This window comes from Mesorhizobium sp. P2_C4 (assembly GCF_056404575.1).
In genome coordinates this window covers 245,162-258,730 of the sequence record NZ_JBFUDT010000002.1, presented here as the reverse complement: position 1 = coordinate 258,730, position 13,569 = coordinate 245,162, and the positions used below count along the sequence as shown (strand labels likewise).

Here is a 13,569-nt window from a genome sequence, read left to right as displayed (position 1 = left end):
TGCGCGCTATTTTGTTGCAATGAACGGAACTCGATGCAGCTGAAAGATCTAGCCGGTATCCTGCCTATCGAGGGAACAGCTTCCCCCGACATGGAGGTTACCGAGATTACGTCGGATTCGCGCCAGGCAAGACCGGGCGTGGTCTTTTTCGCGCTCGCGGGAACCAAGGCGGATGGCGCGGTCTACGCCGCCGACGCCGCCAGCCGGGGCGCGGCGGCGATCGTGGCGGGCAAGGGCAGTGCCGTTGCCGGCCTGCCGATCCCGGTTCTTTCCGTCGATGATCCCCGCCTTGCGCTGGCGCTGAGTGCCGCTCGCTTCTTTGGCGGGCAACCGCAAACCATGGTCGCAGTGACCGGCACCAGCGGCAAGACCTCGGTCGCCGCCTTCACCAGGCAGATCTGGGAGCAGGCGGGCTTTGCCGCCGCTTCCATCGGCACCACCGGCGTGGTGGCGCCGGGCCGCAACGAATATGGCTCGTTGACCACGCCCGATCCGGTGGCGCTGCACCAGTTGCTCAGGGAATTGGCCGATGCCGGCGTCACCCACGCGTCGATGGAAGCCTCCAGCCACGGTCTCGACCAGCGCCGCCTCGACGGTGTGAAGCTCGCCGCCGGCGGTTTCACCAATCTCGGCCGCGACCACATGGACTATCATCCGACGGTCGAGGACTATCATCGCGCCAAACTGCGCCTGTTCGATACGCTGCTGCCCAAGGGGGCGCCGGCGGTGATCTTCGCCGACGACCCGTGGTCGGAGCCGACGGTTCGCGCGGCACAGGCGGCAGGACTGACCGTGCTGACGGTCGGCCGGCACGGCGATTTCCTGCGGCTGAAGCGGGTCGAGCACGAGCGCCATCGCCAGCGTGCCGAGGTCGAAGCCGATGGCATTTTGTATGAGGTCGACCTGCCGCTGGCCGGCGATTTCCAGATTTCCAATGCGCTGGTTTCGGCCGGTCTCGCCATTTCGACTGGAACACCTGCCGCCAAAGCCTTGATGGCATTGGAAAAACTGAAGGGTGCGCCGGGCCGGCTCGACCTTGTCGGCACCACCGCCCATGGCGCGCCGGTCTATGTTGATTATGCGCACAAGCCGGATGCGCTGGAAAATGTGCTGGCCTCGGTGCGGCCGTTCACCACCGGCCGCGTCATCGTCGTGTTCGGCTGCGGCGGCGACCGCGACCGCGGCAAAAGGCCGATCATGGGCGAGATCGCCACCCGGCTTGCCGATGTCGTCATCGTCACCGACGACAATCCGCGCTCGGAAGTGCCGGAAACGATCCGCGCCGCGATCCTTGCTGCCGCGCCCGGCGCCATCGAGATCGGCGACCGGCGCCAGGCGATCCACGAAGCGGTGGCCATGCTGCACGCCGGCGACACGCTGATCGTGGCCGGAAAGGGCCACGAGGAAGGCCAGACCATCGGTGCTGAGACGTTGCACTTCTCCGATCATGAGGAAGTGCGCGCGGCGCTGCGGGAGCGCGCCGCATGAGTTTCCTGTGGACCGCCGACGCGCTGGTCGCCGCCATGGACGGACGGCCGCTTGGCCCGATGCCGGAAGGCATTTCCGGCATTTCGATCGACAGCCGCAGCCTGCAGCCGGGCGATGCCTTCTTCGCCATCAAGGGCGAGGCGATGGATGGTCATGATTTCGCGACCGCGGCGATCAAGGCCGGCGCTGGCGTGCTGGTCGTGGCCGAAGGCAAATTGCCGTCGCTCGGGCGGCTGACGGCGCCGATGATCGTCGTCGAGGATGTGCTGGCGGCGCTGGAAAAGCTCGGCGTCGCGGCGCGCGCGCGTTCGAACGCCAAAATCATCGCCGTGACTGGCTCCGCCGGCAAGACCACCACCAAGGAAGCGTTGCGCCATGTGCTGTCCGCCGTCGGCAAGGTGCATGCATCGGCGCAGTCGTTCAACAATCACTGGGGCGTGCCGCTGACGCTGGCGCGGATGCCCGAGGATTGCGACTATGCCGTGTTCGAGATCGGCATGAACCATCCCGGCGAAATCCGGCCGCTGGTCAAGATGGTACGGCCACATGTCGCCATCGTCACGCTGATCGCGGCAGCCCATCTTGGTTTCTTCAAAAATCTGGACGAGATCGCCAGGGCCAAGGCCGAGATATTCGAAGGGATCGAGCCCGACGGCGCGGCCGTGCTCAACCGCGACGATCCACGCTGGAAGCTGTTGGACAAAATGGCGCGCTCTGCCGGCGTCGAGCACGTCTTCGGCTTTGGCGAAAACGCACGCTCGACCTTCAAGCTGGCCAAATGCGTGCTGCATGCCGATCATTCCGACATCATCGCCAGGGTCGATGGCCACGAGGTTGCCGCCAGCATCGGCGCGCCAGGCCGCCACATGGTGCAGAATGTGCTGGCGGTGCTGGGTGCGGCGCATCTGGTTGGCGCCGACCTTGCCAAGGTGGCCTCGGCGCTGGCCGATCTTTCGGCGGAACGCGGCCGTGGCAAGCGCCATGTGCTGCGCCACCCCAAGGGGCCGATCACGCTGATCGACGAGAGCTACAACGCCAATCCGGCGTCGATGGACGCGGCGATGGCGCTGCTCAATGCGACGCCTGTCACGGGCGAAGGCCGGCGCATCGCCGTGCTCGGCGACATGCTGGAACTCGGCGGCCATTCGGCAAAGCTGCATGCAGCGCTGGCCGACCTCATCGTCGGCACCGAGACGCGCACGGTCTTTCTCGGCGGCCCGGAAATGCAGGCGCTGGCCGACATCTTGCCCGACGACATCAAGACGGAATATCGCGCCGGCGCCGAAGATTTGAAGCCGGTGCTGTTGTCGGCATTGAAGGCCGGCGACGTGGTCATGATCAAATCGTCGAAGGGCATCGGTTTTTCAAAGCTGGTCGACGCGCTGCTCGGCAAATTTCCGGCGGAAGCCACAACCAGCAAACAGACCTAGGGGTCGGGTCCGGGGGACGGAATCGCATGTTTACATTGCTCGTTGATTTTGCGGACAAAGTCTCTGTCTTCAACGTCTTCCGCTACATCACTTTTCGTACCGGCGGGGCGCTGATCACCTCGGCGCTGATCGTTTTCATTTTTGGACCGACCATCATCAATTCGCTCAGGTTGCGGCAAGGCAAGGGCCAGCCGATCCGTGCCGACGGGCCGCAAACCCACTTCAAGAAGGCCGGTACGCCGACCATGGGCGGGCTGATGATCCTGTGCGGCATCGTCGGCTCGTCGCTGTTGTGGGCGAACCTTTCCAGCATCTATGTCTGGGTGGTGCTGCTGGTGACGCTGGGCTTCGGCTCCATCGGTTTCTACGACGACTATCTCAAGGTGACCAAGCAGTCGCATCTCGGCTTTTCCGGCAAGGCGCGGCTGGCGCTGGAATTTGTCATCGCCGGCATTGCCGCCTGGGTGATCATGCACAACGGCCAGGCGCCGTTCTCGTCGTCGCTGACCTTTCCCTTCGCCAAGGAATTCATCGTCAATCTCGGCTGGTTCTTCGTTCCGTTCTCCTGTTTCGTCATCGTCGGCGCCGGCAATGCGGTGAACCTGACCGACGGCCTCGACGGGTTGGCGATCGTGCCGATCATGATTGCGGCGGCATCCTTCGGCGTCATCGCCTATCTCTCCGGCAATGCCGTGTTCGCCGAATATCTGCAGATCCATTTCGTCCCCGGTACCGGCGAGCTGGCGGTGGTTCTCGGCTCGGTGATCGGCGCCGGCCTCGGCTTCCTGTGGTTCAATGCACCGCCTGCCGCGATCTTCATGGGCGACACCGGTTCGCTGGCGATGGGCGGGCTGATCGGCACGGTTGCGGTGGCGACCAAGCATGAGATCGTGCTGGTCATCGTCGGCGGCCTGTTTGTCGTCGAAATCCTGTCGGTCATCATCCAGGTCGGCTACTTCAAGATGACCGGCAAGCGCGTGTTCCTGATGGCGCCGATCCACCATCATTTCGAAAAGCTCGGATGGACCGAAAGCCAGGTGGTGATCCGCTTCTGGATTATCGCCGTGATCCTGGCACTGGTCGGCCTGTCGACCCTCAAGCTGAGATAGGAGATCGCTTGATCCCCGCCGCATCCTTCGCAGGCAAGCGTGTTTCGCTCTTCGGGCTCGGCGGCTCGGGGATCGCCACAGCGCGCGCGCTGATCGAGGGTGGGGCGGATGTTCTTGCCTGGGACGACAATCCCGACAGCGTCGGCAAGGCAGCAGCGCTCGGCATTGCGACCGCCGACCTGCGCGGCGCCGATTGGGCGGGGTTTTCGGCCTTCGTGCTGTCGCCCGGCGTGCCGCTGACGCATCCGAAGCCGCACTGGACGGTCGAGTTGGCGCGTGGCGCCGGCGTCGAGGTGATCGGCGACATCGAGCTATTCTGCCGCGAACGCATCGCCCGTGCGCCGACAGCACCGTTCATTGCCATCACCGGCACCAACGGCAAGTCGACGACGACGGCGCTGACCGCGCATATTCTCAAATCGGCCGGGCGCGATACGCAGATGGGCGGCAATATCGGTCGCGCGATCATGACGCTCGATCCGCCGCAGCCTGACCGGCACTATGTGGTCGAGTGCTCGTCCTACCAGATTGATCTCGCGCCCTCGATCAACCCGACGGCCGGCATCCTGCTCAACCTGACGCCCGACCATCTCGACCGGCACGGCACCATGCAGCACTACGCTTCGATCAAGGAGCGGCTGGTGGCCGGCAGCGAGACGGCCGTCGTCGGCATCGACGATTCCTGGTGCGCCCAGATCGCCGACAGGCTGGAGCGGGCGGGCAAGCAGGTGATCCGCATTTCCAAGCGCCTGCCGCTGACCGACGGCTACTTCGCCGACGGCTCCAATCTGATGGAAGCCGTGCACGGCCGCTACAGCCGCGTTGCCTTTCTCGAAGGCATCGGCTCGCTGCGCGGCCAGCACAATGCGCAAAACGCGCTGGCCGCTGTCGCTGCCTGCCTCAAGGTCGGGCTGGACCTCGGCGAGATCCAGTCGGGATTGGAGAGCTTTCCCGGACTGGCGCACCGCATGGAGCAGGTCGGCCGCAAGGACCATGTCCTGTTCGTCAACGATTCCAAGGCGACCAACGCCGACGCGGCGGCACCGGCCCTGTCGAGCTTTCCGCGCATCTACTGGATCGCCGGCGGCCTGCCCAAGGAGGGCGGCATCGAACCCTTGCGCGGCTTCTTCCCGCGCATCGCCAGGGCCTATCTGATCGGCGAGGCGGCCCCCGCCTTCTCGGCGACGCTGGGCGAAGCTGTGCCTTACGAAATATCGGGCACGCTTGCCGCCGCGGTCGAGCACGCGGCGCGCGATGCGGTAAATGACGACAGCGGCGAGGTGGTGGTGCTGCTCTCGCCCGCCTGCGCCAGTTTCGACCAGTTCAAGAATTTCGAAGTGCGCGGCGAAGCCTTCAGGCAAGCTGCGAATGCTATCGAGGGCGTGAAACCCATCGGAGGGGCACGATAATGCAAAGCCGTCTCGACAAAAGTCCGGTAGCGACCTGGTGGTGGACCATCGATCGCTGGTTCCTGGCGGCGTTCCTGTCGCTGATGGGGCTCGGCATCGTGCTCTCCTTCGCGGCGAGCCCGGCGGTGGCCGAACGCATCGGCCTCGACAGTTTCCACTTCGCGACCAGGCAGATCATCTTCACCGTGCCGGCACTCGGCGTGATGCTGGCCGTCTCCTTCCTCGAATCCCGGCAGATCCGGCGCATGGCGCTGGTCATGCTGTGCATCATGCTGGTGCTGATGGTGGTGGTTCTCTATGTCGGCGTCGAGGTGAAAGGCGCGCGGCGCTGGGTGTCGTTTGCCGGCCTGTCGATCCAGCCCTCCGAATTCCTGAAACCCGCCTTCGTCATCATGTGCGCCTGGCTGTTTGCCGAACACAAGCGCCAGCCCGATATTCCGGGCAATCTGTTCGCCATGCTGCTTTTGGCGCTGGTCATTTCGCTTTTGGTGGCGCAGCCCGATCTCGGCCAGACCATGCTTGTGCTCGGCACCTGGGGCGTGATGTTCTTCATGGCCGGTCTGCCGTGGATGTGGATCATCGCACTCGGCGCCGCCGGCCTCGGCGGCGTGTTCGCCGCCTATTCGGTGTTTCCGCACGTCGCCGCTCGCATCGACAAGTTCGTCACTGGCGAGGGTGACACGTTCCAGGTCGACATGGGCCGCGAAGCGCTGATCAATGGCGGCTGGTTCGGCGTCGGACCGGGCGAGGGCACTGTCAAGCGGGTGATCCCGGACAGCCACGCCGACTTCGTCTTTTCGGTCGCCGGCGAGGAATTCGGACTGATCATGTGCTTCTTCATCATGTCGATCTTCGCCTTTATCGTGCTGCGCGGCCTGAGTACCGCACTGAAGGAGCACGACGATTTCACCCGCTATGCCGTTGGCGGCCTGGTCACCGTCTTTGGCCTGCAGTCGGTCATCAACATGGCTGTCAATTTGCAGCTGATGCCGGCCAAGGGCATGACGCTGCCGTTCATCTCCTATGGCGGCTCCTCGCAGATCGCCATTGCCATCTCGATGGGTATGGTGCTGGCGCTGACGCGCAGGCGGCCGGAAAAGCGCAAGCAGATGGGCTTTGCCCTGTCGCAACGCGCCATGCCGGCGGAGTGAGATGTCGAAGGGCGTGATCCTTCTGGCGGCTGGCGGCACGGGCGGGCATCTGTTCCCGGCCGAGGCACTGGCGCACGAGCTGAACGAGCGCGGCTGGAAGGTGCATCTGGCCACCGACGACCGCGCCGAGCGCTTTGCCGGCCATTTCCCGGCGGCAGCCGTCCATCCGATCCAGTCGGCGACCATGGGTTCGAAGAACCCGGTGGCGGTGCTCGCCGCCTTCTGGAAGATCTGGCGCGGGGTGCGGCAGGCCTCAGCCATTATCGGCAGGATCAAGCCCGACGCCGTCGTCGGTTTCGGCGGCTACCCGACGCTGCCGCCGCTCTATGCGGCGACAAGGCGCAAGGTGCCGACGCTGATCCATGAGCAGAACGCGGTGATGGGTCGGGCCAACCGGGCGCTGGCTGCCCGTGTCGACGCCATCGCCGGCGGCTTTTTGCCCGAAGATGCAAGTGCGGCAGGCGCCAAGACGGTGACGACCGGCAATCCGGTCCGGCCGCAAGTTCTGGAAGCCGCAAAGATGCCCTACGCCGCATCGGTCGGGGAAGAACCATTCCGACTGCTGGTGTTCGGCGGCAGCCAGGGCGCGCAGTTCTTTTCTGATGCGGTGCCGGCGGCTATCGCGTTGCTGCCGGAAGGGCTGCGCAAGCGGCTGGTGATTACCCAACAGGCGCGTGCCGACGACGTGGCGCGGGTGAAGACGGCCTATGCGGCGCTTGGCGTCGACGTGCAAGTGTCGCCGTTCTTCACCGATATGGCGGCGCGCATGGCGGCAGCACAGCTGGTGATGTCGCGCTCCGGTGCGTCCACTGTGTCGGAAATCGCCGTGATCGGCCGGCCGGCGCTGCTGGTACCGTATCCGCATGCGCTCGATCATGACCAGGCGGCCAATGCTGCGGCCCTTGCTGCGGCAGGCGGGGCGGAAGTGCATCAGCAGTCCACACTGTCGCCCGAGCGCATCGCTAGCTTGATCGGCGGGTTGATGCAGGATCCGGCCCGGCTGGCTGCCATGGCGGCGGCCGCCAGATCGGCTGGAAAACCGGACGCGGCGCGGTTGCTCGCCGATCTGACAGAGGCTATTGCGTCCAGGAAAACCGTTTCGGAATTCAGGAAGGGGACGCACGCATGAAGATGCCGGAGACGATCGGCCTTGTGCATTTCATCGGCATTGGCGGCATCGGCATGAGCGGCATCGCCGAGGTGCTGCACAATCTTGGCTACAAGGTGCAAGGCTCCGACCAGGCCGACAGCGCCAATGTGCAGCGGCTGCGCGACAAGGGCATCGAGTGCTTCGTCGGTCACAAGGCCGAGAACATCGGCGACGCCGAAGTGGTGGTCGTGTCGACCGCGATCAAGAAATCCAATCCGGAACTGAAGGCCGCGCGTGAAAAGCTGCTGCCGATTGTGCGTCGCGCCGAAATGCTGGCCGAATTGATGCGCTTCCGGCAGGCTGTCGCCATCGGCGGCACGCATGGCAAGACGACGACGACCTCGATGGTGGCGACGCTGCTGGAAGCCGGCGGGCTCGACCCGACGGTGATCAATGGCGGCATCATCAATGCCTATGGCACCAACGCCCGCATGGGCGACGGCGAATGGATGGTGGTCGAGGCCGACGAGAGCGACGGCACTTTCCTGAAGCTGCCGGCCGAGATTGCCGTCGTCACCAACATCGATCCCGAACATCTCGATCACTACGGTAGTTTCGACAAGGTGCGCGAGGCCTTTCGCCAGTTCGTCGAGAACGTGCCGTTCTACGGCTTTGGCGTCATGTGCACCGACCACCCGGAAGTGCAGGCGCTGGTCAGCCGTATCGAGGACCGCCGCGTCATCACCTATGGTGAGAACGCTCAGGCCGATGTGCGCTTCACCAACCACCGCATGGCGGGTGCGATCTCGGAGTTCGACGTGGTGATCCGCGACCGCAAGGGCCGTGGCCCGATTACGATCGCCGGCCTGCGCTTGCCGATGCCCGGTCGCCACAATGTCTCCAACGCGACGGCGGCGATCGCGGTCGCGCATGAGCTCGGCCTTTCCTCGGAGGCGATCAAGAAAGGCCTGTCGTCCTTCGCCGGCGTCAAGCGACGCTTCACCCATACCGGTTCGTGGAATGGCGTCGAGGTGTTCGACGATTATGGCCATCATCCAGTGGAGATCACCGCAGTGCTGAAGGCGGCGCGCAGCGCCACTGACGGCCGCGTCATCGCCATTGCCCAGCCGCACCGCTTCACCCGGCTGCATGATCTGTTCGACGAGTTCTCCGTCTGCTTCAACGATGCCGACACGGTGATGGTGGCGCCGGTCTATGCGGCCGGCGAGGAGCCGATCGACGGGGTGACCTCCGAGGCGCTGGTGTCGCGCATCCGCTCCGGCGGCCATCGCGACGCGCGCTACATCGAAGGTCCTGCCACGATTGCGCCCGTCATACGCGATCTGGCCAAGCCCGGCGATTTCGTCGTCTTCCTCGGCGCCGGCAACATCACCCAATGGGCCTATGCGCTGCCCAAGGATCTTGGCGGAACGGTCTCATGATGCGCGGCCAGGCCTTGATCGACGGACTTGGCGATCGGCTTGCCGGCCTGCGCGGCCGCATCACGCCCAATGCCGAGATGGACAAGATCACCTGGTTTCGCGCCGGCGGGCTCGCCGAGGCTCTGTTCCAGCCGGCCGACGAGGACGATCTCGCCGCGTTCCTGAAGGCGGTTCCCGAAGACATTCCGCTGACCGTCGTCGGCGTCGGCTCGAACCTTCTGGTGCGCGACGGCGGCATTCCGGGTTTTGTCATCCGGCTTTCGGCCAAGGGCTTTGGCGAAGCCGAGATTATCGGCCCGACGACGATCAGGGCCGGCGCTGCTACGCCCGACAAGCGCGTGGCGGCACTTGCCTATGAGGCGGGCATTGGCGGCTTTCATTTCTACCATGGCATTCCGGGCGCCGTCGGTGGCGCGCTGCGGATGAACGCCGGCGCCAATGGCGTTGAGACGCGCGAGCGCGTCGTCGAGGTGCGGGCGCTCGACCGCAAGGGCAGCGTTCATACGCTGAGCAATGCCGATATGGGCTACGCCTATCGTCACTCGGCGGCACCGTCCGGGCTGATCTTCACGTCGGCCGTGTTCGAAGGGGCCCTGGAAGACAAGGCAGCGATCAAGGCGGCGATGGATGCCGTGCAGAACCATCGCGAAACGGTGCAGCCGATCCGCGAGAAGACCGGTGGCTCGACCTTCAAGAATCCGGACGGCACGTCGGCATGGAAAGAGATCGACAAGGCCGGCTGCCGCGGGCTGATGATCGGCGGCGCGCAGATGTCGCCGATGCATTGCAACTTCATGATCAACACTGGAACCGCGACCGGCTACGACCTCGAATATCTGGGCGAGACGGTGCGCGCCCGGGTGCTCGAAAAATCCGGCATCCGGCTGCAGTGGGAGATCAAGCGCATCGGCAACTTCCGGCCTGGCCATGAGGTGCAGGAATTCCTCGGGCTACTGCTTTAGCGCAACCTGAAGTTCGCGTGATACTTTAACTTCAAACGGCCTGAAATAGCCGCACGACCGTTGCTGCAAAGACTCAACAACGCGCTTTTTACGGTCGTTTTCACGGAAAGTGAATCTCTCGGAATCGTAAGCACTTGCCAGCGAATCAACTCTCTGATTCTCTGCCCTCAAGCGTTTCCTGATTTGAGTCGTTGCGACGCGTCACTCGCGTTTTCCGTCTGGGGGGCAACCTGCCGGAAGACTCGGACTCAATGTCGCGAAAACAGTGTTGCGGGCCCGCCGTATTAGGGGATGACGGGAAATGAAAAGTAAGCATGTGGCTGTTCTGCTGGGAGGATTCTCGTCCGAGCGGCCCGTGTCTCTGTCCTCGGGGAAGGCGTGTGCCGATGCGCTCGAGACTGAAGGCTACCAGGTCACCCGCGTCGATGTTTCGCGCGACGTCGGATCTGTGCTTGCCGAGCTCAGGCCTGATGCTGTCTTCAACGCACTGCACGGCCCTTTCGGCGAGGACGGCACCATTCAGGGCATCCTCGAATATCTCGCCATTCCCTACACCCATTCCGGCGTGCTCGCTTCGGCGCTTGCCATGAACAAGGAGCAGGCCAAGAAGATCGCCAAGGCCGCCGGCGTTCCGATCGCGGAATCGAAGGTGACCAATCGCTTCGCCATCCAGAACAAGCATCCGATGAAGCCGCCCTATGTGGTCAAGCCGGTTAATGAGGGGTCGAGCTTTGGCGTCGTCATCGTGCATGAGGGTCAGTCGCATCCGCCGCAGGTCATCGGCTCGTCCGAATGGAAGTATGGCGACACCGTCATGGTCGAGCGCTACGTCCATGGACGCGAGCTGACTTGCGCTGTGATGGGCGACGTAGCGCTTGGCGTCTGCGAAATCATTCCGACCGGCCATTCCTTCTACGACTATGATTCAAAATACGTCGCGGGCGGATCAAAACACGAATGCCCTGCAAAAATTTCACCGAATATTTACCAAAAAATACAGACACTGGCGCTCAAGGCTCACCTAGCTATCGGCTGCCGGGGCGTTTCCCGGTCGGACTTCCGTTACGATGACCGTCACTCCGAAAACGGCGAGGTTGTCTGGCTCGAGGTCAATACCCAGCCAGGTATGACGCCGACGTCTTTGGTGCCGGAAATCGCCGCGCAAGCGGGACACTCGTTCGGCGATTTGTTGAGTTGGATGGTGGAGGACGCTTCGTGTCTGCGTTGAAATGGGGACAGGGCAAGACAGGCGCGGCCGGGCCGGCGCTGTTCGGCGTGCCGTTGTCGTTCGACCATTTCGTGCTGCCGCGCCTGCTTCGTCGGCCGGTGCGCGTGCTGGCGCGCCTTGGCGGCGGTGAAGTTCAGGCGCCGCGTTTTTGCGCCACCATCATGTCGGCCGTGCTGATCGCCTCCAGTTGCGCCTACGGCGCCTATCTCTCGGGCGACTCCGATGAGATCGTCCAGAGCATCACCGCCCGCACCGGTTTTGCCGTCGACCAGATCAAGGTGGTCGGCAACCGCGAAACATCCGAGATCGACATTCTGGACAGGCTAGAGCTTGACGGCTGGACGTCGCTGATCGGTTTTGACGCAGAGGCCGCGCGCGAGCGCATTGGTACGTTGCCCTGGGTCGAAGTCGCCGCGGTGCGCAAGGTCTATCCGCATACGCTGGAGGTGCGCGTCGAGGAGCGCCAGCCGTTCGCGCTCTGGCAGCAAGGCAGCGAGCTTTCCGTCATCGAGCGGTCCGGCGCCGTGATCGCGCCATTCTCGGGCGGCAAGCAGGCATTGCTGCCGCTGATCATCGGCACCGGCGCACCGGCGAAGGCGCCTGACTTTCTGGTCAAGATCAAGAAATATCCCGAGCTTGCGGCGCGGGTCAAAGGCTACATCCGCATCGGCGAACGGCGTTGGGACCTGAAGCTGGAAAACGGCATCACGGTCAAGCTTCCCGAAGATGACGAAGACCAGGCGATCGCCGATCTCGTCAGGATGGACCACAACAACGGGCTTCTGACGCGCGACATCGCCGCCGTCGACATGCGCCTGTCCGACCGCCTGGTCGTCGAGTTGACGCCGGAAGCGGCGACGCAGCGCGAAGCCGCGCTCAACGAAAAGCCGCAAAGCCTGAAGCGCAAGCCGGAGACGAAGATATGAGCTGGCTTGGCGGCAACAGCGATGCCTCCTCGCGCCGGTCCGGCACGCTGACCGTGCTGGATGTCGGCTCGAGCAAGGTCTGCTGCATGGTGGCGAAGCTCAAGCCACGCGATGACGGCAATCTGTTGCGCGGGCGTTCGCACCGCGTTCAGGTGATCGGCATCGGCCACCAGAAGTCGCAAGGCGTGAAATCCGGGGTCGTCGTCGATCTGGATCGCGCCGAGCACGCCATCCGCCTTGCCGTCGATGCCGCCGAACGTATGGCGGGGCTGACAGTCGATTCCCTCATCGTCAACATGACGGCCGGCCGGCTGAAGAGCGAAACTTTCTCGGCCACCATCAACCTTGGCGGCCACGAGGCCGACGAGGCCGACATCAAGCGCGTGCTCGCCGCCGGTGCCAAGCAGGCGCTGAGGACAGAGCGCGAGGTGATCCATTCGCTTCCCGTCGGCTTTTCGCTGGATGCCGAGCGCGGTGTGCGCGATCCGCGCGGCATGGTCGGCGATCAGCTTGGCGTCGACATGCATGTACTGACCGGCGACGCAGCCCCCTTGCGCAACCTGGAGCTCTGCATCAACCGCTCGCATCTGTCGGTCGAGCGCATGGTGGCGACACCCTATGCCAGCGGGCTTGCCGCGCTGGTCGATGACGAACTCGAAATGGGCGCGGCCTGCATCGACATGGGCGGCGGCACCACGACCATCTCGGTGTTTTCGGAAGGCAAGTTCGTTCATGCCGACGCCATCGCCATCGGCGGGAATCACGTCACGCTGGACATGGCCAAGGGCCTGTCGACCTCGCTCGACGCCGCCGAGCGGCTGAAAGTCATGCATGGCTCGGCGCTGCCCGGCAGTGCCGACGACCGCGACCTGGTTTCGATCCAGCCGATCGGCGAGGATGGCGACGTGCCGTTGCAGATACCGCGTTCGGTGATGACGCGCATCATCCGCGCCCGTATCGACGAAACGCTGGAACTGTTGCGCGACCGGCTGAACAAATCGAGCTACGGCAATGCGGTGGGCAAGCGCGTCGTGCTCACCGGCGGCGCCAGCCAGCTTGCCGGCTTGCCGGAGGCGGCGCGCCGCATTCTGGGGCGCAATGTACGCATCGGCCGTCCGCTCGGCGTGGCAGGCCTGCCCGAAGCTGCCAAGGGGCCGGCTTTCTCGACCCCGGTCGGGCTTCTGATCTATCCGCAGATGGCGAGCTTCGAGAGCCGTCCCGCGAAAGGTATTTCCGGCCTCAGGATGACTGGAACGGGCGGAAAACTGCACCGAATGAGTCAGTGGTTGAGAGACAGTTTCTAAAATTGACGGGGACAGCCCCATAGGCGGCCG

General features: G+C 64.2%; 11 protein-coding genes. All 11 read left to right on the top strand.

From position 1 onward, the window contains the following. Positions 1-33: 33 nt before the first annotated feature. Complete coding sequence (locus tag AC1DX6_RS07665; RefSeq protein WP_477312138.1) at positions 34-1,488, top strand: UDP-N-acetylmuramoyl-L-alanyl-D-glutamate--2,6-diaminopimelate ligase; 1,455 nt, start codon at positions 34-36, stop codon at positions 1,486-1,488. Then, the gene (locus AC1DX6_RS07660) at positions 1,485-2,918 is read left to right on the top strand and encodes a UDP-N-acetylmuramoylalanyl-D-glutamyl-2,6-diaminopimelate--D-alanyl-D-alanine ligase (protein WP_477312137.1); all 1,434 of its coding nucleotides are present in this window, start codon (positions 1,485-1,487) and stop codon (positions 2,916-2,918) included. Before AC1DX6_RS07665 ends, AC1DX6_RS07660 begins: the two co-directional genes overlap by 4 nt. Before the next feature lie 26 nt (positions 2,919-2,944). After that, complete coding sequence (gene mraY / locus AC1DX6_RS07655; RefSeq protein WP_477312136.1) at positions 2,945-4,027, top strand: phospho-N-acetylmuramoyl-pentapeptide-transferase; 1,083 nt, start codon at positions 2,945-2,947, stop codon at positions 4,025-4,027. Between the two features lie 8 nt (positions 4,028-4,035). Then, the gene (murD, locus tag AC1DX6_RS07650; protein ID WP_477312135.1) at positions 4,036-5,436 is read left to right on the top strand and encodes a UDP-N-acetylmuramoyl-L-alanine--D-glutamate ligase; all 1,401 of its coding nucleotides are present in this window, start codon (positions 4,036-4,038) and stop codon (positions 5,434-5,436) included. Beyond that, the gene (gene ftsW, locus AC1DX6_RS07645) at positions 5,436-6,587 is read left to right on the top strand and encodes a putative lipid II flippase FtsW (protein WP_477312134.1); all 1,152 of its coding nucleotides are present in this window, start codon (positions 5,436-5,438) and stop codon (positions 6,585-6,587) included. The genes murD and ftsW overlap by 1 nt, the downstream gene beginning before the upstream one ends. A gap of 1 nt (position 6,588) precedes the next feature. Continuing rightward, entirely contained in the window at positions 6,589-7,716 is a 1,128-nt protein-coding gene (murG, locus tag AC1DX6_RS07640; protein WP_477312133.1) for an undecaprenyldiphospho-muramoylpentapeptide beta-N-acetylglucosaminyltransferase, read from the top strand. After that, positions 7,713-9,119 carry a UDP-N-acetylmuramate--L-alanine ligase gene (gene murC / locus AC1DX6_RS07635; RefSeq protein ID WP_477312132.1) on the top strand — a complete coding sequence of 469 codons (1,407 nt, stop codon included), beginning with the start codon at positions 7,713-7,715 and terminating at the stop codon, positions 9,117-9,119. Before murG ends, murC begins: the two co-directional genes overlap by 4 nt. Next, the gene (gene murB / locus AC1DX6_RS07630; protein ID WP_477312131.1) at positions 9,116-10,081 is read left to right on the top strand and encodes a UDP-N-acetylmuramate dehydrogenase; all 966 of its coding nucleotides are present in this window, start codon (positions 9,116-9,118) and stop codon (positions 10,079-10,081) included. The genes murC and murB overlap by 4 nt, the downstream gene beginning before the upstream one ends. Before the next feature lie 301 nt (positions 10,082-10,382). Further along, positions 10,383-11,309, top strand: coding sequence for a D-alanine--D-alanine ligase (locus tag AC1DX6_RS07625; protein WP_477312130.1), 927 nt, complete (start codon positions 10,383-10,385; stop codon positions 11,307-11,309). Beyond that, positions 11,297-12,235, top strand: a complete 939-nt coding sequence (locus AC1DX6_RS07620) for a cell division protein FtsQ/DivIB (protein ID WP_477312129.1) — start codon at positions 11,297-11,299, stop codon at positions 12,233-12,235. The genes AC1DX6_RS07625 and AC1DX6_RS07620 overlap by 13 nt, the downstream gene beginning before the upstream one ends. Next, complete coding sequence (gene ftsA, locus AC1DX6_RS07615) at positions 12,232-13,539, top strand: cell division protein FtsA (protein ID WP_477312128.1); 1,308 nt, start codon at positions 12,232-12,234, stop codon at positions 13,537-13,539. Before AC1DX6_RS07620 ends, ftsA begins: the two co-directional genes overlap by 4 nt. Positions 13,540-13,569: the final 30 nt, after the last annotated feature.